Raw genomic sequence first — 26819 nt, 5'->3', positions numbered from 1 at the left:
ATTGGTGAAAATTTGTTTACCTATTCACTAATTATTATTTATCTAAACATTTTGTGTTTTTTATGAACTATTTTTATAAAAAATGGTGTTTTTACTTTATTATGTTTAATTTTTTTTATAAAATTGCATCATTAACCTAAACAAAAAAATGTAAAATGAAAAAATTAGTATTATCAGCTATTGGATTGTTGTTTGTTTTTTCATGCCAAAGAGAAGAGACAGAAGTTACAAGCACGTCTTCAACGCCATTGGCAAGAAGAAGCTGTGCGTCGCAAGATGTTTTAGACAGACAACTAAGAGAAGACCCTAGTCTTGCTATTCGCATGAATAAAATTGAGTCTTTCACAGAAACTGCTATTAGACAAAAAAGATTAGTAAATGGAAAAATAGTAATCCCTGTTGTTGTAAATGTTCTACAACGTACGTCTGAGACAAAACTATCCGATGCTCAAATACAATCACAGATAGACGTTTTGAATAAAGATTTTAATGGTGCAAACTCTGAATTTGCTTCAGGTATACCAGCAGAATTTAATGGAGTAAAGGCAAATGTTGGAATTTCATTTGAATTAGTTAATATCGTCAGAAAATCAACAACAAAAACATCTTGGGGAACCAAAGATGCTATGAAAAAATCAAAACAAGGAGGAATTAATCCCACATCCCCCAGCAACACTCTTAATCTTTGGGCTTGTACAATTGGAGGAGGAATTTTAGGATATGCACAATTTCCTGGAGGATCATCGACTACTGATGGAGTTGTTATAGACACAAAATATTTTGGTTTGTCTAGTGCTGCTAGTTATCCCTATAATTTAGGAAGAACCGCCACACATGAGGTAGGCCACTGGATGAATTTACGCCATATTTGGGGAGATGCTTCCTGTGGAAACGATCAAGTTTCGGATACGCCAGTTCACAAAACTGCTAACTATGGTGTGCCTACATATCCTTATCCTAGTACCTGTTTGCCAGCACACAACGAAATGACAATGAATTACATGGATTATACTGATGATAGAGGTATGTATATGTTTACTTTAGGTCAAAAAAATAGAATGGCTGCTATCTTTGTTTCAGGAGGAGCAAGAGCCGGTTTTGGATTGTAAAACATATTCTTTAATTATTATAAAGACTCGCTAAGTATAGCGAGTCTTTTTTTATATTTTTGTATAAAAAAACAATGATTACTTCAAAGATTATTGCGTTAGGTATCTTAAAAGCTGTTGGCATATTATCCGCCATTGTACTATCGGTTTATGTCATATATCAAATTAGTACTGTTCTAATTTATTTAATAACTGCTTTTATTCTCACATTAATAGGAAATCCCATCTTATCTTTTCTTAAGAGACGGTTAAAATTTAATAATACGTTAGCCTCTATTTTTACTTTACTTCTTTTTATTTTTATTATAACGGGATTCATAATGATGTTTATTCCTTTGATATCCTCACAAAGTCAGAGTCTATCATTACTTGAAACAGATGAAATTGAAAAAAATAGTATTGAACTAATCAATCAAATTGCTCTTTTTCTTGAGAATCATAATATAAATTCCAGAAATTTATTAAAAGAAATTGACCTTTCTTCTCGTATTGATTTCGGATTTATTCCAAATTTTCTAAACATTCTTCTTGAGACTCTTAGTAATTTTGGAATTGGATTAGCTTCGGTTTTATTTATAACATTTTTTTTTCTCAAAGATCAAAATGTTTTTTTAGAAAATGCCAAAAAGCTTATTGCATACAATCAAAAAGATAAAATTTTGAATTCCATTCAAAAAATAAATTATTTTCTATCTCGATATTTTATAGGATTACTAATACAGCTATTTATTGTTTTCGTTTTGTATTTTACAGTCTTACTCGTTTTTGGAATTCATTATGCTTTCATCATTGCTTTTATATGCGCCGTATTGAATATTATTCCCTATGTCGGTCCCATCATAGGAACATTTTTAGCAACAATTCTAACAATGATAGATTCAATTGGAGGAGATTTTCAAACGGAAATTTTACCTAAATCCATCTACATTCTCGTGGGATTTTGTGTGGTTCAAATTATTGATAATAATATCAGTCAACCATTAATTTTTTCTAAAAGTGTTAGTTCTCACCCACTTGAAATATTTCTTATAGTTCTTATTAGTGGCTTTCTTTTTGGTATACTAGGAATGATTGTTGCGATACCCTTATTGACCATTTTAAAAGTGATTGGAAAAGAGTTTTTACCTGAAAATAAAATCATCCAATTGTTTACAAGAAACATTTAATTTCAAATATTCTTTTTTGAATTCTATTCAAATTTGAAGATTCTCTTTCATTTAAACGTTAAAATATAGATTTTAATCGCTTTTATCAATTTTTTCACAAATTGAGTTAAAATTTTTACCTAATTTTGTACCCAAAATATGACATATTTCTGTGTCGTTGGTATGAGTAAATTGATATTAAAATTATTTTAAAATATTTATAGTCTATACAACTGTTAATTGGCATAATCGTATAAAATCACTGTAATTGGTGATTGCAGTTATGGTTAATTAGTTGTATTTTTGTTGTTATTTTTTTAGGTTAAATATCTAAATTAATATTGAGAGTAAATTTTCCATTAGGCAGATTTAATTTATGGGAAATAACCCATTGAAAATGATAAAAAAAATATTTCATATATTAATGTTGTTCTACGGTATAGATAGTTTCTCACAAGCTATTACTGTAGACACAAATACTTACACCGTTCCTCAACTCGTTTCTGAAATATTGATAAACTCACCTTGTCTCCAAACTACAAATATTAGTTGGAGTACTGGAACAAATTATGGGTCTAGTAATGGTATTGGCTATTTTGAATCTACAAACCCTAATTTTCCTATTCAAAAAGGAGTCATTTTAAGCACAGGAAATGTAAGTGATGCAGCAGGACCAAACACAACTGTTCAAAATGGAGGAAGCGCTGCTTGGCCAGGAGATGCTGATTTGGAAAACACAATGGCAGCTGCTGGTATACCTATGATTTCAACAAATGCTACTGTTCTTGAATTTGATTTCATACCTATATCTTCAAATTTTAGTTTTGATTTCTTGTTTGCTTCAGAAGAATATGGTAATTCACAATGTAATTTTTCAGATGCATTTGCTTATTTACTGACTAACACTTCTACAGGTGTAACTACTAATTTAGCAGTTGTACCATCAACAAATACACCAATTTCTGTGTTTACAGTTAGAGATTCTGCCTATCTTGGAACGTGTTCTTCTAGTAATAGTGATTTTTTTGATAATTATTATGGAGGTGCATTAGCTTCACAAGCGGCAACAAACTTTAATGGCAATACCGTTAAAATGACTGCTTCCGCTGTACTTACTCCTAATGTAATGTATCATATTAAATTAGTAATAGCAGATAGACTCAATTCTGGTTTAGATTCTGCCATTTTCCTATCTTCCCAAAGTTTTAATTTAAGTCAAAATGTTTTAGGACCTGACTTAACTGTTGCTAATAAAACGGCAATCTGTACTGGTAGTTCAGCACCTGATTTAAATACTAATCTTGACCCTGCAGTATATACATTTGAATGGAAAAAAGGCCCCAATGTTATTGTCGGACAAACTGGTCCTACTTTAAGTGGAGTTACAGCAGGAACCTATTCGGTTACATATACTAATTTTATTAATATTTGTCAACCAATCACCGATGAAATCATAATAGAAAATTACCCCTCATTCAATACTGGTAATCCAAACAATATTTACAGATGTGATTCAGGGTCGGCAACCTACTCATATAATTTAGACACAAATACAAATGTTCTATTAACTGGTTCTGGCAGCCCAACAATTCCTTTTGAAGTATCATATCACATATCCTTATCAGACGCTGAAGACAATATTAATCCTCTTCCACTAGTGTATAACGGTCCCGAAAACACAACAATATATTCAAGAGTTGAAAATCAAATTACTAAATGTTATGTTATAAAAACATTTAAATTATTAACAACACCTAAGCCCACTGCCACCAAACCAAAAGATATAACACAGTGCTCAGAATCACCAACAACTAGTTTTAATTTAAATTCAACAAGAACTGAAATATTAAATGGGCAATCAGGAACAATAAATATTATAACGTATTACAAATCTCAAAATGAGGCAGATGTTGGAGTAGGTTTTGTTAATTCAAATGCTTTTTTATCTTCTGGTCAAACTATATATACAAGAATTCAAAATAAAGATGATGCTTCATGTTTCAATACAACTAACTTTCAAGTATTTGTTGATATTATACAACGTTTAGATACAGTAAACCCAAAGTTTGTTTGTAAACCATTTACTTTAAAGGCATTAACACATGGAAATTATTATGATGCTCCTTTGGGTAAAGGAAAACAGTATTTTTCTGGAAATCAAATAGATGAAACTTCCATTGACCCTCTTAATAACGTAAAAACATTATATATTTATGATCCAAATATTCTTTGTAAACCAACGCCACAAAATACGTTTACAATTACTTTTGTCGATTTAACAAAAATAACCCCAAAAAGTGGTACTTACTGCAGTAATATTGGCTTTACTTTACCTGGTTTAGCTTATGGAAAATATTATACTGCTCCTGATGGTCCAAACGGGACAGGAGTTGAAATTCCTTTTGGAACATCTGTAAAAACACCTCAAACTATCTACACCTATTTCAAATCTAAAGACGACCCGACGTGTATTACATTTTCAAGTTTTGATGTAAGCATAATCGATGCACCAATATTACCATCATTTGAAAATGTTTATGATTGTGCTTCTTACACTTTACCAGCTTTAAGTGTAGGGAAATATTATGACCAACCAAATGGAACGGGTAATGTTTTGGCTCCTGGAACAGTCATTACGTCTACACAAACTATTTATGTATATGAAGAGACTGGAACGATACCTAATTGTTTTGATTCAAAATCATTTAAGGTTTTTATTGGGGAATTTCCAAAACCTGATAACAAATTTGAGTGCATAAAAAAAATACTTCCTCCTTTAGAAGTAGGTAATTACTATAGGGGACCAAATGGAACTGGTGGAATAGTTCTTGCGGGAACAGAAATATTTGAAAGTACAACGCTATACATATATGTCCCTGCTGATCCTACAACTAATTGTCCTAAAATTGATTTTCCTTATGAGGTGACTATTATATTGCCTACACTTTCAAATCCAAATAATGATAAAATTTCATACTGCGGAAGCTATAAATTACTACCTCTAACAAATGGTAATTATTACACAAGTTTTGGAGGAAGAGGTACTCTATTGAATGCAGGTTATGAAATAAAATCAACACAAACTATATACATTTATGTGAGTATTGGTGCGTGCAAAAATGAAATTCCTTTTACTATAAAAATTAATAAACTACCCGTAGTTGACAATAGAGCTGACTTAGAATTTTGCGGAGGAGTCGAATATGCTTTAACTCCAATGTCACCTGGTTCGGTAGGAAATTACTATGGAGGCCCAGGAGGAACTGTAGAATTGTTAAAAGCTGGTGATGTAATTAAAACAACTAAAACTATATGGATATACGCTACAACTAATTCCGATCCACCTTGTCCAGTTGAGAATTATTTTACTATCAATTTTACACCAAGGGTTGACGTTTTGAATCCTGGTGTTGTTTGCGAGCAATATATATTGCCCACTCTAAGCAGTGGAAACTATTATACAGGATCTGGAGCAACTGGTCAGATATTAAATGCAGGAGATGTTATTTTAACAAGTCAAAAAATATATATTTATAATATCTTTAATAACAGGAATGGTCCATGTATTGATGAGAGTAGTTTTTTTGTAACCGTAGCCAAACCTATTTTATTCGCACCACCACAACCAAGAATATTATGTGATGAAGATGGAATTAACGATGGAGAAACAGATATAGTCACTACCACATTAACTGAGGATATATTGTCTGGATTACCATTGCCCCCAACCGATTATAATGTTGATTATTTTGACAATTCAACGGACGCTAATCTTGGCACAAATCCAATTTTTAGACTAAAATCACAAAAAATATTTTTTAGAATATATAATAAAGCTACCCCTACTTGTTTTAGCGATATTGGGAACGTTGATGTTGTTGTTAGCAAAATTCCAGAACCAAATCCCAAAGGTGGTTTTATATGTGTTGATAAGAATATCCCATTTGGTATTAATAGCGGTTTATCTTCTACTAATTATACCTTTGAATGGTACAATAACAATGCGTCAACATTAATGCCTTTTGAAACTGGTAATTCTATTTCTGTAACTATACCTGACACTTATGGAATAAGAGCTATTGACAACATTACCAATTGTTCATCAAAAATAATCGCTGTTGATGTAATTGGCTCTAGTGCACCAATAAACATAGACTTTAAATCTAGCGAGGCTTTTGATGACAACCAAATGGTTACTGTCATAGCAACTGGAAATGGAGGTGATTATGAATATCAATTAGATTTTGGTCCTTTCCAAGACAGTCCAAATTTTACAAATATTCCTGCTGGAGAACATATTTTTACTGTAAGAGATAAAAATGGATGCGGTTCAGCTACTAAATCAATCACATTAATTAACTATCCTAAATATTTCACGCCTAATTCTGATGGTTATAATGATACTTGGAATATTGTTGGTTTAGAACGACAAGCCAATTCTATAGTCTATATCTATGATAGATATGGAAAATTATTAAAACAGATTAAACCTTCAGGTGTTGGATGGGATGGAACTTATAATGGTCGCCAACTTCCTTCATCAGATTATTGGTTCAATGTATTGTATGAAGAAAACGGTCTGGCTAAAGAATTTAAAAGTCACTTTTCTTTGAAACGTTAATTTTAAACGCATCGCTTTAAATACAATTTATAATTGAATCATAAATTATTAAATAGTGAAATACAAAACTTTATTACTATAAATGTTGATAAAGAAATATCCCAACTTGCACTACAAAAAAACCCTTTTCCTGAAGTAAATTGGATTGAAATAGTACATCAAATCTTAGTAAAATCAAAGGCGAGAAATAAATTACCTACTTGGTTTAAAACCAAAGATATATTTTATCCAACTAAAATCTCTATCGAACAAACATCATCAGAAGAAGCGGCAAGTTACAAATCTTCGCTTGTTACAGGAGATAATCTAATTGATCTCACTGGAGGTTTTGGAATTGATACTTATTTCTTTTCGAGGAGAATACATTCTGTTGTTCACTGCGAAATTGACTCTGAATTATCAGAAATAGCAGAGCATAATTTTGAGAAACTTGATATAAAAAATATTAGTTGTATCAATGGTGATAGCTATACAATTCTACAAAATCTAGATAAAAAATTCAGTTGGATTTACATAGATCCTTCAAGAAGAAATGAAGCTAAAGGAAAAGTTTTCATGTTCAAAGATTGTACACCAAATGTCATCGAATTATTAGACTTTTATCTTGACTACTCTGAAAATATTTTAATCAAAACCGCTCCAATTCTAGACATTACCGCGGGTATAACCGAGTTAAAAAATGTCAAAGCTATTCACATAGTTGCAATAGAAAATGAAGTAAAAGAATTACTATGGCTTGTATCAAAGGATTATTCTGGTGAAATTTTAATAAAAACAGTAAATATTGCCAAAAAAGAAATGTCGAAATTTGAATTTATCCTCGGTGAAAACAAAGGAATACCCACATTTAGCTTACCAGAAAAATTCCTTTTTGAACCCAATAGCGCGATAATGAAATCAGGAGGTTTTGATGAAATTAGTTTGGTTTTTAATCTAAAAAAATTACATAATCATTCGCATCTATATACTTCAAATACCATCATTGACTTTCCTGGTAGAATTTTTAGAATTGAAAATTGCTTTATCTACAATAAAGCCAATATGAAACAGCACCTAGAACATCAAAAAATGAACATAACTGTCCGAAATTTTCCCGAGAGTGTAGAAACTATTCGAAAAAAATGGAAAATAAAAGAGGGTGGAGATAAGTATTGTTTTTTTACAACTGATACAAACAATCATAAAATAGTTTTAATTTGCACCAAAATAAAATAACTATGAAGAAGTACTTATTACTAGTAATCATTCTCCTCTTAAATACAACTATTCGTGCACAAAAACCATGTGAAATCAGTGTCAACTTAACTGATTCCCTAGGTAATTATAAAGCCACAAAAGACTACTTGTTATATGAGAAAATTTTTAATGGTAAATCAAGTTATATTTTTGCCTCTTTAGTTCTTGCAGACGGAACACCAGCATTAAATCTTCAATTTATTGAAAAAAGTATGGAGTTCATTAAAGTTAAATGTTTTGATAAAAATTCTAAAATATACCTCCAATTAATTAATGGAAAAATTGTTACCCTCATACACATTGATAAAGACAATTGTCCAAATATGGTTCGGGATGATAATGGCTTTAATAATAGAATTTTAACTGGCTATTTCTTATTTAAAAAAGATAGTTACGAAGATTTAAAAAGTTCATCAATTAGCCTAATGAGAATTAAATTTAGTACTGAAAATGAAGATTATATCTTAAAAAAAGAACTCAAGTCTGAATTAAATGGAAACACCTATGAACCTGAAAACTATTTCAAAAATTATCTACACTGTATTGAATAATTAGTTGCATTCCCATTTAAAATTGGATAAATTATCTTTTTTTGAATTTTTTAAATTGTAATGCCACCACTCACTTTCAAAAATTCTAAAATCACTTTGTAGCATCACATTGCGTAATAGTTTTCTGTTTTTTTGAATCTCATCAGATAATAGACGATAATTATGACTAGCTTCAATTCCGAAATAATCAAAATCAGTTCCCATATCAAGTTCATTTCCTAAACCGTCGACTAAAGTAATATCGACAGCCCCGCCTTTATTGTGTATTGACCCTTTTTTGGGATCGGCTACATAATCTGGATTTGAAACTATAGACCACATTTTCTTTTGAATATCCAAAGGCCTATAACAATCGAATAACTTAATGCGATATCCTTTCCTCTTAAATCGCTCATTCGCCTTAATCAAAGCTCTAGCAGTTTTGTATCTCAAATAACAAGCTTCACAATCATAAACCTTAGTCTTCAAAAAATTATCAGCTGTAGCATATTTCATATCGTATAAAAAATCATTGCTAAAATCCTTGAGATTGACAAAAGTAGTATCGCTTATTACCTTTCGCATGTTATCTTGAAGAACAACCCCATTCTTAGAATCAGCTGGGATTTCGCTCTCTTTATTTTCACTTTTTTTTACAGCTGTAGTAACTTCAGCAGTATTTAATACATTCTTTTTTGAAGAGCAAGAATGTATACTAAATGCTAATAGAAGTACTAAAAAGATTTTTTTAGATATCATAACAAACAAATCATTTCAACTAAAATAGAAAATATTATCCAATAAATCTGTATTCAGGGTATTATTTGCATAGTTATTTAAAAAAATTATCTATCTAAATTTCATCATAAAAAATTGTTTAACATAATTTAAAAACAATAAAACAAATATTAACTACCATATAATCCAATTCAAAGAACAAAACAAAGAATAAATTAGTTAAAACATGAAAACCAAATAGTTATAAACTTTAACGAACGTTAAAAAATATGTTAAAAATATTTTGTTTAATATTTTTATTAAAAAGTTAAACTAAATTTGAAAATAAACATTAAACTAAATATCATGAAAAAATTTACAAAAAAACTCAAGTACTTGTTTTTTATTTTAATGACAAGTTATGGATTTGCTCAAACAGCAAGAGTCCAAATTATTCACAACTCTCCAGATGCTGCAGCTGCTGAAGTTGACGTCTATGTGAATGATGAAATATTATTAGATAATTTTAAGTTTAGAACTGCAACACCATTTACAACTGTTCCTGCTGGTGTTGCTTTAAAAATTGACATTGCTCCTGCCAGCAGTACTTCTAGTGCAGAGAGCATATACACCGTTTCTCCAACACTAGCAGAAGGCGAAACTTATGTAATTGTTGCCAATGGTATTGTTAGTCCATCTGGGTACAGCCCTGCTCCTGCTTTTGGGTTGAATGTTTTTGCTCAAGGTAGAGAAGTTGCTTCCAATGCTGGAAATACTGATATATTGGTAAACCATGGTTCTCCTGATGCTCCAACTGTGGATGTGGTTGAAACAAGTGTACCAGCTGGAACAGTTATAAATGATATTTCTTACCCATCGTTTACTACAAATTATTTAGAATTACCTACTGCCGATTATATATTGAATGTAACTGATGCTACTGGTTCTGTAGTGGTTGCTTCCTACTCTGCTCCTTTACAAACATTAGGACTACAAGGACAAGCGTTAAGTGTTATTGCAAGTGGATTTCTAGACCCAGCTCAAAATAGTGACGGACCTGCGTTTGGATTATATGCAGCTCTAGCAACTGGTGGTGATTTGATTCCGCTGCCTTTAGCTGAAGAACCTCTTCCGTTAGCAAGAGTCCAAATCATTCACAACTCTCCAGATGCAGCTGCTGCTGAAGTTGACGTCTATGTGAATGACGAAATATTATTAGATAATTTCAAATTTAGAACTGCAACACCGTTTACAACTGTTCCTGCAGGTGTTGCTTTAAAAATTGACATTGCTCCTGCCAGCAGTACTTCTAGCGCAGAGAGTATATACACCGTTTCTCCAACACTAGCAGAAGGGGAAACTTATATAATTGTTGCCAATGGTATTGTTAGTCCATCTGGTTACAGCCCTGCTCCTGCTTTTGGGTTAAATGTTTTTGCTCAAGGTAGAGAAGTTGCTTCCAATGCTGGAAATACTGATATATTGGTAAACCATGGTTCTCCTGATGCTCCAACTGTGGATGTGGTTGAAACAAGTGTACCAGCTGGAACAGTTATAAATGATATTTCTTATCCATCGTTTACTACCAATTATTTAGAATTGCCTACTGCCGATTATGTATTGAATGTAACTGATGCTACTGGTTCTGTAGTGGTTGCTTCCTACTCTGCTCCTTTACAAACATTAGGACTACAAGGACAAGCGTTAAGCGTTATTGCAAGTGGATTTCTAGACCCAGCTCAAAATAGTGACGGACCTGCGTTTGGATTATATGCAGCTCTAGCAACTGGTGGTGATTTAATTCCTTTGCCTACAGCTCCATTGAGTACAGTTGATTTTAAAACATCTAAACTGTTATTATATCCAAATCCAACTTCAAATGTTCTAAATATCGATATCCCTTACAGCTTCAACAAAATTAACGGAAAGATAATTGATATGAATGGTAGAGTTTTGAAAAATTTAGAGAAAATAGACTCAAAAATTGATGTGTCAGGACTATCAAAAGGAATGTACATTCTTGATTTAAAAGTAGATGAAAATTCAATAGTGAAAAAATTTACTGTTAACTAGCAAATTAAATCCTATAATTACAAAAAGGCTGAAATTAATAATTTCAGCCTTTTTATTTATTTTTTAAAACAAAAAAACCTACTTCAATCAGTAGGCTTTTGTGTGAACGCAGAAGGATTCGAACCTTCGACCGCCTGCTTAGAAGGCAGGTGCTCTATCCAGCTGAGCTATGCGTCCATTTTGTCGGGGTGGCAGGATTCGAACCTGCGGCCTCCTGCTCCCAAAGCAGGCGCGATAACCGGGCTACGCTACACCCCGAGAACTTAAAAAAGCGGAGAGTAAGGGATTCGAACCCTTGGTACAGTTTCCCATACGCATGTTTAGCAAACATGTCCTTTCGGCCGCTCAGGCAACTCTCCAAGCTCAATGAACTAATCTTTATTTAAGCGGTTGCAAATGTAGGTTTCTATTCTATATTTTACAAATAAATACATTGTTTTTTTTGATAGTAATTTAAAATCATTAACAATCAAATGTATAGCTCCAAAAAAACACTTATGCTTTTATACTAATTTAAAAATGTAATTTAAAAACAACTTCAAAATTCAAATAAAATCGAATTTAGATAACATAATGTTGGGATTATGTAATTCAGATTTATCTAAAATCATTACTTTAGCATTGTAAATTAACACTAAATAAATTATGGATAAAAAAGTAGTTATTGTTGCTGCTGCAAGAACACCTATAGGAAGTTTTATGGGTACTTTATCAACTGTTACTGCACCTCAATTAGGTGCCATCGCAATAAAAGGTGCATTAGAAAAGATAAATTTAGATGTTAATTTGGTAGACGAAGTACTGATGGGCAATGTTATTCAAGCTGGAGTTGGACAAGCTCCCACAAGACAAGCTGCCTTGTTAGCTGGACTTCCAAATACAGTAATTGCTACAACAGTTAATAAAGTATGTGCTTCGGGAATGAAAGCGGTAATGCAAGGTGTTCAATCTATAAAAAGTGGAGATGCCAAAATTGTTATTGCAGGTGGTATGGAAAACATGAGTTTAATTCCTCATTATGTTCAAATGAGAAATGGACAAAAATTTGGTTCAGTCTCCATGATTGATGGTATGCAAAAAGACGGATTGACTGATGCTTATGATAATAATGCTATGGGGGTTTCTGCCGATTTATGTGCCTCAGAATATAAAATCTCTAAACAAGAACAAGATGCATTTGCTATTCAATCCTATGAGCGTTCAGCAGCAGCTTGGGAAAGTGGTAAATTTGACACTGAAGTTATTCCTGTTAGCGTTCCTCAAAGAAGAGGTGAACCAATCATCGTTTCTAAAGATGAAGAATATACGAATGTAAAGTTAGACAAAATAGCTTCATTAAACCCTGCTTTTACTAAAGAAGGTTCAGTCACTGCAGCTAATGCATCTACTATAAATGACGGAGCAGCTGCAATGATAATTATGAGTGAAGAAACAGCTATATCATTGAACTTAAAACCACTTGCTTACATAAAAGGTTATGCTGATGCAGCTCATGAACCCAAATGGTTTACAACAGCTCCTTCAAAAGCATTACCAAAAGCCCTAGAAAAAAGTGGTCTCACCATTAATGATGTTGATTATTTTGAGTTTAATGAGGCTTTTGCTGTAGTTGGAATTGCAAATACAAAAATTCTAAACATTAATCCTGAAAAAGTTAACGTAAATGGTGGAGCAGTTTCGCTAGGTCATCCACTGGGTTGCTCAGGAGCAAGAATTATTGTCACTCTAATTAATGTTCTTGAACAAAATAATGCGAAAATTGGAGCAGCAGCAATTTGTAACGGAGGTGGCGGTGCCTCGGCAATTGTAATTGAAAGAGCATAATCTTTTTTCTAAATAATGAATTTTGAATTACAGATGATTTTTTATACTATTGTAAATAATCCTTGATTTCATTTTTTATATTCTAAATCAACCTTGATGTTTGGCATTTGTAATTTATCTATTATTCCTTTACGAATTGAACCTAGTGACAAGAGTGAAATTGTTTCACAAGTTTTATTTGGGGAACATTTTCAAGTTTTAGAAGTTTATAAACAATGGTCAAAAATAAAATTACATTTTGATGATTATGAAGGTTGGGTAGACACAAAACAATACCAAATTCTTTCAGAGTCTAGTTACAAACAACTTTGCGAAGAGGTGATTGTATTAAATTCAGATTTAATAGAATATGTAACTGGTCCGAACAATTTCCTAATGCCTATTCCATTAGGATCCTCTCTTTCATTCTTGAATTATAGTGAAATAAATATTAATAATTATGATTTTGAAGGGATGAAAATTAGCGGTGTTAAAGCTAAGACTAACATAATTGACACCTCTTTTATGTATTTAAACTCACCTTATCTGTGGGGTGGAAAAACACCATTCGGAATTGATTGCTCTGGTTTTACTCAAATGGTCTATAAATTAAATGGGTATCATTTATTACGAGATGCTTCACAACAAGCATTACAAGGAGAAGCTCTCAGTTTTATTGAAGAAAGTGAGCCAGGAGATTTGGCTTTCTTCGACAATGAAGAAGGTAGAATAATTCATGTTGGCATAATAATGAAAGACAATTACATTATACATGCTAGCGGCAAAGTTAGAATTGATCGATTAGATCATCTTGGAATTTATAATGCTGAAGTCAATAAACATACTCATAAATTGAGGGTGATAAAAAAAGTGATATAAAAAAGGCGTTTCAACTAGTTGAAACGCCTTTTTTAAACAGAGTTTATAATAACTATTTACCCATTTTAGCTTTTAAAGCTTTCTTTTTATCAGTCATTTCTAGAGCTCCGTAAACGTTTAATAGTGTTGCTGCAACATCTTCATTTTTAGGGTCAAGTTCATTGGCTTTCTCTAAATAAGGAAGTGCGCTTTTAAAAATATCTTCTCTTTGCTTTTTTAATACTTCATATCGCTTGTTGTCTTTCTCTGAAGTACCTAATTTATTGATTTCATCCACAATCTTAGTTTCACCTTCTAATTTCAAGATAGACAAATTAAGATACGCATTTACATAATCTGGTTTGATTTCAATAGCTTTTTTATAATAGGACTCTGCAGCTGCAGCATCATTTTTTGATGATACAACTCCAAGGTTGAATAACAAATCTGGATTATTAGGATCTTTCTCTAAAACTTCTGAAACTAACTTTTTGTATGTTGCAAAATCTTGAAGTTTAAGATACAAGTCTGCCTCAGAAATTATTAATGATAGATCTTCTGGATTGGCTTTTCTTGCATCACTAAGTGCCGCTTTTGCTTGCTCCGTTTTATCTTTCTGTAGCAAAATTAAAGCTATGTTTTTATATATTTCTCCTCTTTTAGATGGGATTTTTTCATCTCTTGGATTAGAATACACTTTCAATTTAACCTTATTATCACGCTCTGTTTTAGCTTCAGCAGTAGTTCCAAAAAAATCTTCCTGTTCAGAAAGCAAGTTTTTAGCATAATAGGCCATCCCTTCACCTGAATAATTTTTAGATTTTAATTCTTCGTAATAAGCTAGTGCAGTATCGTAATCTTGAGCATTAACAGCATAACTAGCCGCATAATACAATTTTTCAAGATCTGTTTTGTCTAAATCATATACGATGCGTAACTTCTTTGCCGCTTCATCATACTTTTTATTGGTACCATCTTCAACAGCACTATTCAATATTTTTCCTTTGATGTCAGCAATAGCTGCTTCTGCTTGGCTTGTGTATTTTGCCTTACCTGAAATCTTTTCTACAGCTATTAATTCTTGATAGGCCTTTGCAGCATCCAATTGATTTTTTGAAACCTCAATATTCTTAGTAGCTAGGTCTACTAATGTATTTCCTTTTACAAAATAATACTGTGCTTTTTCAGCATCAGTTGCTCCACCAATTACTGATTCCGCTTGTTGCAAGATAGATTTTGCTTCCGCTGAATTTCCGCTTTTAAGCGCTTTTTCAGCTGCTTTTATTTGATCTTTTTGAGCAAAAGTGCTTATTGAAATCAATAAAGCTGACGCGAGTAGTACATATTTATTTTTCATTTTATACTATTTTAGTTATTCATCTGTTTCTTCATCTTCGGAATCATCATCGTCAATCTCATCCTCTACTTCAGTGTCATCGTCATCATCGTCGTCTTCTGCTCCATCATCTTCAAGGATTTCAAGAACTGGTTTTACTCTTTCTATAGCTTCTGTTTCAATTACATTTCCATCTTCATCAACTTCAGCTTCAGCAGCATCATCTTTCATGACCTTAGTTACCGCGGCTATAGAATCGTTTCCTTTGATATTGATTAATTTTACACCTTGTGTAGCACGTCCCATAACTCTCAAGTCTTCAACTGCCATTCTGATAGTCAATCCCGATTTGTTGATAATCATCAAATCATCGGCATCAGTTACAGCATTTATGGATATTAATTTACCTGTTTTCTCAGTGATATTCAAAGTTTTCACTCCTTTTCCACCACGATTCGTAATTCTGTATTCGTCAAGACTGGAACGTTTTCCATAACCATTTTCAGCAACAACAAGAATTTCACTGTTCATGTCGTTTACGGTTACTAAACCAATAACTTCATCTGTATCATCTTTTAATGTAATTCCACGAACTCCAGATGCTGTTCTTCCCATCGGACGGGTTTTCGTTTCTTCAAAACGAACTAATTTACCCGATTTTACAGCTAAAATAATTTGGTTTTCACCATTGGTTAAACTTGCTGCTAATAACTCGTCTTCCTCTCTAATCGTTATTGCCGCTACTCCATTTACCCTAGGTTTTGAGTATTTCTCTAATGAAGTTTTCTTAACCTGACCTTTTTTAGTAACCATAACCAAGTTGTGACTTTTGATGTACTCTTGGTCTTTTAAATCTTGTGTGCAGATAAACGCTTTTACCTTATCATCACTTTCGATGTTGATTAAGTTTTGTAAGGCTCTACCTTTTGCTGTTTTACTTCCCTCTGGTATTTCATACACACGCATCCAGAAACATTTTCCTTTTTGAGTGAAGAACATCATATACTGATGGTTTGTAGCTACAAACATGTGCTCTAAGAAATCTTGATCTCTCGTTCCTGCACTTTTTTGACCTACTCCTCCTCTATTCTGGGTTTTGTATTCGGAAAGATTCGTACGTTTAATATAACCCGCATGAGAGATGGTTACCACCACATTTTCATCGGCAATCAAATCTTCAATACTTACATCTCCACCAGAATATTCAATAGTAGAACGACGCTCATCACCATACTTATCTCTGATTTCTACAAGTTCTTCCTTGATTAAATTGGTTCTTAAATTGACATCTGCAAGTAACGCTTTTAAATGCTCAATTAATTTCATCAATTCTTCGTATTCAGCACGCAATTTGTCTTGTTCAAGACCCGTTAACTGACGCAAACGCATTTCTACAATGGCACGAGATTGAATGTCAGACAAACTGAACCGTTCCATTAATTTCTCTCTTGCCTCTTCAGTGTTTTTCGAACCACGAATGATAGCTATAACCTCATCGATATTATCAGAAGCGATGATTAAACCTTCTAAAATATGGGCTCTTTCTTCCGCTTTTCTCAATTCAAACTGAGTTCTGCGAACTACTACATCGTGACGGTGTTCGATAAAATAGTGAATCATATCTTTTAGATTCAACATTTGCGGACGACCTTTTACTAATGCAATATTATTGACACTGAACGAAGATTGTAATTGTGTGAATTTATACAACGTATTTAAGACCACGTTTGGTGTTGCATCTCTCTTTAAAATGTAAACGATACGCATACCATTTCTATCCGATTCATCACGAATATTGGCAATACCATCTATTTTTTTCTCATTTACTAAATCAGCAGTACGCTTAATCATATCTGCCTTATTCACCTGATACGGAATCTCAGTTACCACAATAGATTCTCTTCCATCAACCTCTTCAAAGTTAACTTTAGCTCGAATAACAATTCTTCCTCTTCCTGTTTTGAATGCTTCACGAACACCTTCATATCCATAAATAATACCTCCTGTTGGAAAATCTGGAGCTTTAATATGGTTCATCAATTCATCAACTTCGATGTCGTTATTATCCAAATAAGCTAATGTTCCGTTAATTACTTCAGTCAAATTGTGAGGAGGCATATTAGTTGCCATACCTACAGCAATACCTGTAGCTCCATTAACTAATAAGGTAGGAACTCTTGTTGGCATTACTTTTGGCTCATACAAAGTATCGTCAAAGTTCAATTGGAAGTCAACGGTTTCTTTTTCAATATCAGCCATAATTTCCTCCGAAATCCTTTTCATTCTGGCCTCAGTATAACGCATTGCTGCTGGACTATCTCCATCTACAGAACCAAAGTTCCCTTGACCATCAACCAGTAGGTATCGCATGCTCCATTCTTGAGCCATACGCACCATAGCATCATATACAGAAATATCCCCGTGTGGATGATACTTTCCTAACACCTCACCTACAATTCTCGCAGATTTTTTGTGGGCAGATCTTGAAGTTACACCTAAATCATACATTCCATAAAGCACTCTTCGGTGTACTGGCTTTAGGCCATCTCTTACATCAGGAAGTGCTCTTGATACTATTACCGACATCGAATAATCGATGTAAGCTGATTTCATTTCGTCCTCTATGTTAATAGGAATTAACTTTTCTCCGTCAGACATATTACAGTTTTATTTAAAAATTATCTTGTTTAAAAAATCTTGCTAATATAAGCTTTTCAGATAATTTTATTGAATCATATACACATAAATTTATTCGATTTATTAACAATTTTAAGCCCTTTTTAAGTTAATAAGTTAATCAACTTTTAACAAAAAAATTTAATTATTTTTTGTCTATTAGCTGACAGTGTATTTGGGAAAGGAATGATTTTTGCAATTGCATTAGATATTCACTAAATTTACATTACAAATTATATAATTTTATGGATGATAATTTTTCACCAAGAGTAAAAGACGTTATTACTTACAGCAAAGAAGAAGCCTTGCGATTAGGGCATGACTTTATTGGAACTGAGCATTTAATGTTGGGTATTTTAAGAGACGGAAATGGTAAAGCAATTACTATTTTGAACAATCTTTCTGTTGATTTAGATCATTTACGAAGAAAAGTAGAAGTCTTAAGCCCCGCAAATCCTAATGTTATAGTTAGTAACGAAAAAAAGAACCTGCATCTAACACGTCAGGCTGAGAGAGCATTAAAAACTACCTTTCTTGAGGCAAAAGTTTTTCAAAGCACCTCAATCAGTACTGCACATTTGTTATTGTGTATCTTAAGAAACGAAAACGATCCCACAACGAAGCTATTGAATAAACTTAAAATTGATTATGATTTAGCTAAAGAACAATATTTAAACATGACACCAAACGAAGAAAATTTTTTAGAAAATCTGCCCCGAAACGAGTCTTTCAATGACGATTCCGGACAAGATGACACCCTTAGAGAAGGAAGCTTTAACAATCCAGCGAATAAATCCAACAAAAAATCTAAAACTCCTGTATTGGATAACTTTGGTAGAGATTTAACAGAAATGGCTGAAGAAGGAAAACTAGACCCTGTAGTTGGACGTGAAAAAGAAATTGAACGTGTTTCTCAAATATTGAGCCGCCGTAAGAAAAATAACCCTCTACTTATAGGCGAACCTGGAGTTGGTAAATCTGCTATAGCAGAAGGTTTGGCTTTGCGTATTATTCAGAAAAAAGTATCTCGAAACTTGTTCAACAAAAGAGTGGTTACACTAGATCTAGCTAGTCTTGTAGCTGGAACAAAATACAGAGGTCAGTTCGAAGAACGTATGAAAGCGGTCATGAATGAATTAGAAAAGAATGACGACATCATCCTTTTCATAGACGAAATTCACACTATTGTTGGTGCTGGTGGAGCAACAGGCTCTCTTGATGCTTCTAACATGTTCAAACCTGCTTTAGCCAGAGGCGAAATACAATGTATAGGAGCAACAACCTTAGATGAATACCGACAATACATAGAGAAAGATGGCGCTTTAGAAAGACGTTTTCAAAAAATTATTGTTGAGCCAACCTCAGTTGAAGAAACGATAACCATACTAAATAACGTCAAAAACAAATACGAAGACCATCACAATGTTACCTATACTCCAGAAGCTATTGAAGCTTGTGTAAAATTGACCAACAGATACATGTCAGAACGATTTTTACCAGACAAAGCAATTGATGCCATGGATGAGGCTGGTTCCCGTGTTCACATTACTAACATCGAAGTACCGAAACAAATTTTGGATTTAGAACGCCAATTGGAAGAAGTACGAGAATTGAAAAATTCTGTAGTTAAAAAACAGAAATACGAAGAAGCTGCCAAACTTCGTGACGATGAAAAACGTATTGAAAAAGATTTAGCCATAGCTCAAGAACAATGGGATGAAGATTCTAAAAACAATCGAATCGTAGTAACCGAAGACAATGTCGCAGACGTGGTTTCTATGATGACTGGAATTCCAGTAAATCGAATTGCTCAAACTGAAAGCAATAAATTAGCTCACTTACCAGAACTAATTGAAAATAAAGTTATTGGACAAAAAGAAGCGGTGTTGAAAATCGCTCGTTCTATTCAAAGAAATCGCGCTGGATTAAAAGACCCTAACCGACCTATTGGTTCATTCATTTTTCTGGGTCAAACTGGAGTTGGCAAAACTCAATTGGCAAAAGTATTGGCAAAAGAATTGTTTGATTCTGAAGATGCACTAATCCGAATTGACATGAGTGAATACATGGAGAAATTCGCTATCTCTAGATTAGTTGGTGCTCCTCCAGGATATGTAGGTTATGAAGAAGGCGGTCAACTAACCGAAAAAGTAAGAAGAAAACCGTATTGCGTCGTTTTATTAGATGAAATCGAAAAAGCCCACCCTGACGTTTTCAATATGTTATTACAAGTTTTAGATGATGGATATTTAACGGATAGTTTAGGTCGTAAAATAGACTTTAAAAACACCATTATCATTATGACTTCAAATGTTGGCGCAAGACAGTTGAAAGATTTTGGTCAAGGAGTTGGTTTTGGTACTGCTGCAAAAGCTGCTCAAGCTGATGAAAATTCAAAAAGCATTATTGAAAATGCTCTAAAGAAAACTTTTGCTCCTGAATTTCTAAATCGTATCGATGACGTAATTGTTTTCAATGCTTTGGAGAAAGAACATATTGACTTAATCATTGAAATTGAGTTAAAAAAATTATACAATCGTATCGCAGAATTAGGATATGTTCTTAAACTGTCTGACAAAGCAAAATCATTTATTGCTGAAAAAGGTTTTGATAGACAATTTGGAGCTAGACCACTAAAAAGAGCCATTCAAAAATATGTTGAAGATGCTTTGGCTGAAGAAATAATAACTTCTAAAATAAGTTCTGGAGATGAAATTTTTATGGACTTAAACGATACATCACAAGAGTTATTTGTGAGTGTAAAAAGAGCTGAAAAACCTACTAATTAGTAGGTTTTTTTTATATTTATACTTTAATCGAAATTATGAATCCATACGTTGACATTATCCTGAGAAGCGCAGCAGTTTATTTATTTATGGTCATCGCTCTTCGCGTTTTTGGCAAAAAAGAATTATCACAACTCAATACAGCCGATGTAATCTTAATTTTATTGATAAGTAACTCTGTACAAAATGCAATGGTAGGAAATAACACTACTCTTTGGGGCGGACTAGCGGCAGCAAGCGTCTTATTTGTTATAAATTTTGTGTTTAAAAAATTAATGTACCGCTACAAAGGATTCAGTGAATTCATGCAGGAAAAACCCGAAATTTTAATTCACAACGGCACTTTAGACTTTAAAAACTTGAGCAAGTTGAACATTACTTCAGATGAACTGAAAGAAGCCATGCGAGAACATGGTGTAGAATTTTTTAAGGATGTAAAATTAGCGATGCTCGAAATTGACGGCAATATAAGCATCATTTCTGGTGATACTTCCTTGAAACAAACTCATTATAAAAGAAAACGCAAACATAAAAGTTTGAGTGGAGGGAATTAATATTCCAATCCCTCTATCATAAAACTATTCAAAAAAGCAACCGATTTTTCGATATCATAATGAAAAATTCTATCATTTTTGATTAGTGGAACTTCCTCACGGTACGATTTTAAAAACATTTCGATAAAATCACTAGACTTTAACGGACGTCTGAATTCAACTGCTTGCGAAGCATTTATCAATTCAATGGCTAAAATTCGCTCTAAATTATCCATAACACGCAAAGCTTTCGTCGCTGCATTTGCCCCCATGCTCACATGATCTTCTTGACCGTTACTAGAAACAATACTATCCACACTTGCAGGAGTTGCCAACTGTTTGTTCTGACTTACAATACTTGCAGCGGTATACTGCGGAATCATTAAACCTGAATTGAGACCAGGATTATCCACTAAAAAAGCGGGAAGATTTCTCAAACCTGACACCAATTGAAAGGTTCTTCTTTCAGAAATACTACCTAATTCTGATAAAGCAATAGCTAAAAAATCTAAAGCTAAAGCCAAAGGTTGTCCGTGAAAATTACCTCCTGACAGAATCTGGTCACTTTCTATAAAAATATTAGGATTATCTGTTACAGAGTTTATTTCGGTCTTAAAAATTTTTCTTGTATAATCTATCGCATCTTTAGAAGCACCGTGAACTTGGGGAATGCATCGAAACGAATACGGATCTTGAACATGAGATTTTTTTTGCCCTATTATTTCACTTCCTGACAAAAATTCAATAACTCTATTAGCTGTGATTATCTGACCTTTATGTGGTCGTATGTAATGTATTAATTCATTAAAAGGCTCTATTCTTCCATCAAAACCTTCGAGCGAAATTGAAGCAATTAAATCTGCTAAATAGGAATATTTAACCGATCTCATCAATATATGCGCGCCATAAGCGCTCATGAATTGTGTTCCGTTCAACAATGCTAATCCTTCTTTAGATTGCAACACAATTGGTTCCCAACCCAATTCTTTCAATACAATTGAAGCGTTCTGCTTTTTTCCTTCATAATATACTTCACCTTCGCCCAACAATGGCAAAGCCAAATGTGCTAAGGGTGCCAAATCTCCCGATGCCCCTAGAGAACCTTGATTGTACACCACTGGGAGAATATCATTATTATAAAAAGCGATTAAACGTTCTACAGTCTCCAACTGAACACCAGAATAACCATAACTTAAGGATTGTATCTTGAGTAGCAACATCAGCTTAACTATTGTTAAAGGTACTTCTTCCCCAGTTCCACAAGCATGAGACTTCACTAAATTTTCTTGGAGTTTCGATAAATTTTCATTGGAAATTTTCACATTACACAGCGAACCAAAACCTGTGTTTATTCCGTATATTGGAGTTTCTTCAGAAATCATTTTCGCGTCAAGATACTCACGGCATTTTTGAATATTCACTTTAGCTTCTTCTGATAAGGCTATCGATTTGTGATACGAGATAATGGTGTGTATAGTTTCTAAACTTAAAACTTCAGAACTTACATAATGAAAATTGTCCATTTTTTTGGCTTGATTGAGGCTTCAAAATTCAATAAACAATTATTAATAAACAAGGTTTGTTGATAATATTATGATTTTAAATTACATTTTTATCAGAAATCAATCTCCAAAAGTGGTTAAAAATAGCAATAATACAAACATCAGATTCATATCTAAAATATTCGTAAAAATTATAGTCTGTTTTTGAAAATCAATGAAATAGATTACTTTTGGAAATCAAATTTTTTAAAATGCTTTTTAACAGCAATACATTTCACATAACAACTACGACCAAGGCTTTGGTTGAATTTACTGTTATGACTACAAAAACTACAACCCCATTCGGGGTATAAATTAATCATATAATCCTATATTTGTTTTTTCTTTTAGAAGAAAGGATAATCTTGAATTTATGATAACTAAAAAAATATTTTAAATCAGCCATAATGAAAATTTTAAAATTCGGAGGAACATCGGTTGCCAACGCTCAAAACATAAAACTCGTATTAAACATCGTTCAGGATAAAGCCAAGCAAGACCAATTGGTAGTTGTAGTTTCCGCTTTCAGTAAAGTCACCGATTTGCTTCAACTTGCTTCTATCAAAGCGGCTGCCAATGACGAAAGCTATAAAGAAATTGTTGCCGAAATAGAAAAAAAACATCTTGACGCACTCAAAGAACTTATTCCTGTAAGTGAACAAAGTAGCCTTTTAAGCCATATCAAAAGAATCATCAATCATTTGGAAACTCTTTTAGATGGTTGTTTTCTTTTAGGAGAATTATCTCCAAGAACTACAGATACGATTTTAAGTTTTGGCGAATTATTGTCTTCCTACATTATTGCCGAGGCAATGAAGCAAAACCAAAAAAATAGCGGATACAAAGACAGTCGTGAGCTTATAAAGACGAATGATAACTTTGGTAAGGCTGCTGTAAATTTTGAAATTACCAATCAATTAATCCGAGATTATTTTGCTAACAACCAAGCTCAAGTGGTGGTTATGCCCGGATTTATAGCTTCTACCTTAGACGGAATTAACACTACTTTGGGTCGTGGCGGTTCCGATTATACTGCGGCAATTATAGCAGGAGCTCTCGATGCAAAAGATTTAGAAATATGGACGGATGTAAACGGTATGTTTACTGCCAATCCAAAAATAGTAAAACAGGCGCAACCTATCGCTACTATTTCGTATCAGGAAGCAATGGAATTGTCTCATTTTGGTGCCAAAGTATTATACCCACCAACGATTCAGCCTGTTTTGAGAAAAAACATTCCGATTCTTATCAAAAATACTTTTGAACCAGAAACTGAAGGTACTTATATTTCAAACGAAATTACTTCACAGAGCAATCCTGTAAAAGGAATCAGTCATATTGACAACATCACTTTAATTACTTTAGAAGGCCCAGGAATGATTGGCGTTGCAGGTTCGTCAAAAAGACTATTTGAAGTGCTTTCACTAGTACATATCAACGTCATTTTTATTACGCAAGCTTCATCTGAACATTCCATTTGTATAGGAATCCTAAATTCTGATGCTGCTCTTGCAGAACAAGCTATCAACAAAGCATTTGAAATCGAAATTTTACAAAACAAAATCGAACCTTGCATCGTAGAACAAAATCTATGCATCATTGCATTGGTGGGTGAAAATATGAAAAATCATCAAGGTCTAAGCGGGAGAATGTTCAGCACCTTAGGAAAAAATAATGTCAACATTAGAGCAATTGCTCAAGGCGCTTCTGAAAGAAATATCTCAGCAGTAATCAACGAAAGAGACGTTAAGAAAGCCCTAAATACCTTACACGAAACCTTCTTTGAGGAAAACACCAAACAGTTGAATTTGTTTGTAATGGGAGTTGGAAATGTAGGAGAAAAATTCATTGAGCAAATTCACCAACAAAGAAAATACCTGAAAGAAAACCTTAAAATCAATCTGAGAGTTATAGCGCTTTCTAATTCTAGAAAAATGCATTTTGACGAAGAAGGAATTAGCTTAAAAGATTGGCAAACATTGATTGAAAACGGAGAAACCGCAAGCAAAGAAGGGTTTATTTCAAAAGTAGCTGCACTCAATTTACGTAACAGTATTTTTGTAGATATCACTGCCAATGAAGAAGTTTCTAAAACCTATGAGCAGTATTTAAAACAAAACGTCGCTGTGGTGACTTGTAATAAAATCGCTTGTTCCTCAGCTTACAACAACTATAAAAATCTTAAAAACTTATCACGTCAATTCAAAGCGCCTTTCCTATTTGAAACCAATGTTGGAGCAGGATTACCAATTATAGATACGGTAAAAAATCTAATTGCATCTGGAGACAAAGTCAACAAAATTCAAGCGGTTTTATCGGGAAGTTTGAATTTTATCTTCAATAATTTTGACGAAAATAATTCTTTTCACGATGTTGTAAAAGAAGCTGGTGTACAAGGATTTACAGAACCTGACCCAAAAATTGATTTAAGTGGTGTTGATGTGGCTCGAAAGATATTAATCTTGATTCGTGAAAGTGGGTACCAAATGGAAATTGAAGATATTGCCAACCAATCTTTCCTTCCAGCAACCTGCATGGAAACCAAAAACAATGAGGACTTTTTCAAATCGTTGCTCACACATGCCAACCATTTTGAAGCTCTTTTAGCTGAGGCAAAACAAAAAGACAGCCGATTGAAATTTGTGGCGCAATTTGAAAATGGTAAAGCAAGTGTAGGTTTACAATTCATCCCAAAAGACCATCCTTTTTACAACCTTGAAGGAAAAGACAATATCGTATTGTTCTATACTGATAGATACGTAGACCAACCGTTATTAATTAAAGGTGCTGGTGCAGGAGCTGCAGTGACCGCTTCTGGAATATTTGCTGATGTTATCCGAATTGGAAATATATAATAGAAAACAGTTTCAAGTTTAAGATTTCAGGTTAATCAGAACTTGAAACTTTAAACCCAAAACCTGAAACAAAATGAATATGAATGAAATAAAAATATTCTGTCCAGCAACTATAGCCAACCTTTCCTGCGGATTTGACGTTCTCGGGCTTTGTTTGGATACTGCTGGTGATGAAATGATTATTCGAAAATCAGCTACAAAAGGAGTTCACATTACTAAAATTATAGGTGCCGATTTACCTTTAGAAACCGAAAACAATGTGGCTGGTGTTGCTGCTTTAGCACTGTTAGAAGAAGTGGAAACCGAATTTGGATTTGAAATCGAAATCTATAAACACATCAAAGCAGGAAGTGGAATTGGTAGTAGTGCTGCAAGTTCGGCTGGTGCTGTTTTTGGTATAAACGAATTACTGGGTCAACCTTTTACAAGAAAAGAACTGGTTAAATTTGCCATGCAAGGTGAAAAACTAGCCAGTGGAAATGCCCATGCCGACAATGTAGCTCCTGCCCTTTTAGGTGGTTTTACATTGGTTAGATGTTCCAATCCTTTGGATATTATCAAAATAGAAAGCCCTTCTGAATTGTATGCTACAGTAGTACACCCACAAATTGAATTGAAAACTTCCGATGCGCGTTCTGTATTAAAACAAACCGTTTCGCTGAAAAGTGCCATTACCCAATGGGGAAATGTTGGAGGACTAATAGCTGGATTGTACACCCAAGATTATGAATTGATAGGACGCTCTTTGCATGACGAAATTGTAGAACCCTTGCGAAGTGTGCTTATTCCGGGTTTTGATTTGATTAAAAAAACAGCCTACGAAAACGGAGCACTAGGTTCTGGTATTTCAGGTTCAGGTCCTTCTATTTTTGCTTTGAGCAAAGGAGAAGCCACTGCCCAAAAAATTGCTACAGCAATGAGCAAAGTCTATGATGAAATGAAATTACCTTATGAAATTCATGTTTCGAAAGTGAATGACCAAGGAATGAAAATAATATAA

General features: G+C 33.4%; 16 protein-coding genes and 3 tRNA genes. 12 read left to right on the top strand and 7 right to left on the bottom strand.

Annotated elements, in window-relative coordinates; translation table 11 throughout:
• Nucleotides 1-155 precede the first annotated feature (155 nt).
• The 5 genes from AC23L6_RS06390 (at nt 156) to AC23L6_RS06370 (ending at nt 8662) form a co-directional block, all read left to right on the top strand.
• Nucleotides 156-1109 (top strand): zinc metalloprotease, encoded by a 954-nt coding sequence (locus tag AC23L6_RS06390; RefSeq protein WP_487561550.1) that lies wholly within the window; start codon nt 156-158, stop codon nt 1107-1109.
• 74 nt (nt 1110-1183) lie between these two features.
• Entirely contained in the window at nt 1184-2275 is a 1092-nt protein-coding gene (locus AC23L6_RS06385) for an AI-2E family transporter (protein WP_487561551.1), read from the top strand.
• A gap of 376 nt (nt 2276-2651) precedes the next feature.
• Nucleotides 2652-6875 carry a T9SS type B sorting domain-containing protein gene (locus tag AC23L6_RS06380; RefSeq protein WP_487561552.1) on the top strand — a complete coding sequence of 1408 codons (4224 nt, stop codon included), beginning with the start codon at nt 2652-2654 and terminating at the stop codon, nt 6873-6875.
• A 33-nt stretch (nt 6876-6908) separates the two neighbouring features.
• Complete coding sequence (locus tag AC23L6_RS06375; protein ID WP_487561553.1) at nt 6909-8090, top strand: THUMP-like domain-containing protein; 1182 nt, start codon at nt 6909-6911, stop codon at nt 8088-8090.
• 2 nt (nt 8091-8092) lie between these two features.
• Nucleotides 8093-8662, top strand: a complete 570-nt coding sequence (locus tag AC23L6_RS06370) for a hypothetical protein (RefSeq protein ID WP_487561554.1) — start codon at nt 8093-8095, stop codon at nt 8660-8662.
• Here AC23L6_RS06370 and AC23L6_RS06365 read toward each other — a convergent pair whose 3' ends face one another.
• Nucleotides 8663-9400, bottom strand: coding sequence for a M15 family metallopeptidase (locus tag AC23L6_RS06365; RefSeq protein WP_487561555.1), 738 nt, complete (start codon nt 9398-9400; stop codon nt 8663-8665).
• Between the two features lie 324 nt (nt 9401-9724).
• Between AC23L6_RS06365 and AC23L6_RS06360 the strand changes: the two genes are divergently transcribed.
• Nucleotides 9725-11431: a DUF4397 domain-containing protein gene (locus tag AC23L6_RS06360; RefSeq protein WP_487561556.1), complete on the top strand. Its 1707-nt coding sequence runs from the start codon at nt 9725-9727 to the stop codon at nt 11429-11431.
• A 103-nt stretch (nt 11432-11534) separates the two neighbouring features.
• Here AC23L6_RS06360 and AC23L6_RS06355 read toward each other — a convergent pair.
• From AC23L6_RS06355 to AC23L6_RS06345, 3 genes are all read right to left on the bottom strand, one after another.
• Nucleotides 11535-11608, bottom strand: a tRNA-Arg gene (locus tag AC23L6_RS06355).
• A gap of 6 nt (nt 11609-11614) precedes the next feature.
• Nucleotides 11615-11689: transfer RNA gene (locus tag AC23L6_RS06350), tRNA-Pro, on the bottom strand.
• A 14-nt stretch (nt 11690-11703) separates the two neighbouring features.
• A tRNA-Ser gene (locus AC23L6_RS06345) sits at nt 11704-11790 on the bottom strand.
• 286 nt (nt 11791-12076) lie between these two features.
• Between AC23L6_RS06345 and AC23L6_RS06340 the strand changes: the two genes are divergently transcribed.
• Both AC23L6_RS06340 and AC23L6_RS06335 read left to right on the top strand, forming a co-directional pair.
• Nucleotides 12077-13255 (top strand): acetyl-CoA C-acyltransferase, encoded by a 1179-nt coding sequence (locus AC23L6_RS06340; protein WP_487561557.1) that lies wholly within the window; start codon nt 12077-12079, stop codon nt 13253-13255.
• 96 nt (nt 13256-13351) lie between these two features.
• Nucleotides 13352-14113 carry a C40 family peptidase gene (locus tag AC23L6_RS06335; RefSeq protein WP_487561558.1) on the top strand — a complete coding sequence of 254 codons (762 nt, stop codon included), beginning with the start codon at nt 13352-13354 and terminating at the stop codon, nt 14111-14113.
• A 52-nt stretch (nt 14114-14165) separates the two neighbouring features.
• On the opposite strand, the gene AC23L6_RS06330 is transcribed toward AC23L6_RS06335, so the two are convergent.
• Nucleotides 14166-15449 carry a tetratricopeptide repeat protein gene (locus AC23L6_RS06330; RefSeq protein WP_487561559.1) on the bottom strand — a complete coding sequence of 428 codons (1284 nt, stop codon included), beginning with the start codon at nt 15447-15449 and terminating at the stop codon, nt 14166-14168.
• A gap of 15 nt (nt 15450-15464) precedes the next feature.
• Complete coding sequence (gyrA, locus tag AC23L6_RS06325) at nt 15465-18086, bottom strand: DNA gyrase subunit A (RefSeq protein ID WP_487561560.1); 2622 nt, start codon at nt 18084-18086, stop codon at nt 15465-15467.
• Nucleotides 18087-18349: 263 nt separating this feature from the next.
• Between gyrA and AC23L6_RS06320 the strand changes: the two genes are divergently transcribed.
• Both AC23L6_RS06320 and AC23L6_RS06315 read left to right on the top strand, forming a co-directional pair.
• Entirely contained in the window at nt 18350-20893 is a 2544-nt protein-coding gene (locus AC23L6_RS06320; protein ID WP_487561561.1) for an ATP-dependent Clp protease ATP-binding subunit, read from the top strand.
• A gap of 35 nt (nt 20894-20928) precedes the next feature.
• Nucleotides 20929-21444, top strand: a complete 516-nt coding sequence (locus tag AC23L6_RS06315; RefSeq protein ID WP_487561562.1) for a DUF421 domain-containing protein — start codon at nt 20929-20931, stop codon at nt 21442-21444.
• On the opposite strand, the gene hutH is transcribed toward AC23L6_RS06315, so the two are convergent.
• A complete protein-coding gene (gene hutH / locus AC23L6_RS06310) occupies nt 21441-22946 on the bottom strand; it encodes a histidine ammonia-lyase (protein WP_487561563.1) in 1506 nt (501 codons plus the stop codon). The two genes, AC23L6_RS06315 and hutH, sit on opposite strands and share 4 nt — an antisense overlap.
• A gap of 425 nt (nt 22947-23371) precedes the next feature.
• Between hutH and thrA the strand changes: the two genes are divergently transcribed.
• Entirely contained in the window at nt 23372-25819 is a 2448-nt protein-coding gene (thrA, locus tag AC23L6_RS06305; protein WP_487561564.1) for a bifunctional aspartate kinase/homoserine dehydrogenase I, read from the top strand.
• A gap of 79 nt (nt 25820-25898) precedes the next feature.
• Nucleotides 25899-26819 (top strand): homoserine kinase, encoded by a 921-nt coding sequence (locus tag AC23L6_RS06300; RefSeq protein WP_487561565.1) that lies wholly within the window; start codon nt 25899-25901, stop codon nt 26817-26819.

The organism is Flavobacterium sp. R1_16 (assembly GCF_057652095.1).
Note: the sequence above shows the minus strand (reverse complement) of the source record. Positions and strands in the feature narration are given on the sequence as shown.

Coding starts and splice junctions, on each gene's coding strand:
- AC23L6_RS06390 (WP_487561550.1), top strand. CDS start 156: ATGAAAAAATTAGTATTATCAGCTATTGGATTGTTGTTTGTTTTTTCA.
- AC23L6_RS06385 (WP_487561551.1), top strand. CDS start 1,184: ATGATTACTTCAAAGATTATTGCGTTAGGTATCTTAAAAGCTGTTGGC.
- AC23L6_RS06380 (WP_487561552.1), top strand. CDS start 2,652: ATGATAAAAAAAATATTTCATATATTAATGTTGTTCTACGGTATAGAT.
- AC23L6_RS06370 (WP_487561554.1), top strand. CDS start 8,093: ATGAAGAAGTACTTATTACTAGTAATCATTCTCCTCTTAAATACAACT.
- AC23L6_RS06365 (WP_487561555.1), bottom strand. CDS start 9,400: ATGATATCTAAAAAAATCTTTTTAGTACTTCTATTAGCATTTAGTATA.
- AC23L6_RS06360 (WP_487561556.1), top strand. CDS start 9,725: ATGAAAAAATTTACAAAAAAACTCAAGTACTTGTTTTTTATTTTAATG.
- AC23L6_RS06340 (WP_487561557.1), top strand. CDS start 12,077: ATGGATAAAAAAGTAGTTATTGTTGCTGCTGCAAGAACACCTATAGGA.
- AC23L6_RS06335 (WP_487561558.1), top strand. CDS start 13,352: ATGTTTGGCATTTGTAATTTATCTATTATTCCTTTACGAATTGAACCT.
- AC23L6_RS06330 (WP_487561559.1), bottom strand. CDS start 15,449: ATGAAAAATAAATATGTACTACTCGCGTCAGCTTTATTGATTTCAATA.
- gyrA (WP_487561560.1), bottom strand. CDS start 18,086: ATGTCTGACGGAGAAAAGTTAATTCCTATTAACATAGAGGACGAAATG.
- AC23L6_RS06320 (WP_487561561.1), top strand. CDS start 18,350: ATGGATGATAATTTTTCACCAAGAGTAAAAGACGTTATTACTTACAGC.
- AC23L6_RS06315 (WP_487561562.1), top strand. CDS start 20,929: ATGAATCCATACGTTGACATTATCCTGAGAAGCGCAGCAGTTTATTTA.
- hutH (WP_487561563.1), bottom strand. CDS start 22,946: ATGGACAATTTTCATTATGTAAGTTCTGAAGTTTTAAGTTTAGAAACT.
- thrA (WP_487561564.1), top strand. CDS start 23,372: ATGAAAATTTTAAAATTCGGAGGAACATCGGTTGCCAACGCTCAAAAC.
- AC23L6_RS06300 (WP_487561565.1), top strand. CDS start 25,899: ATGAATGAAATAAAAATATTCTGTCCAGCAACTATAGCCAACCTTTCC.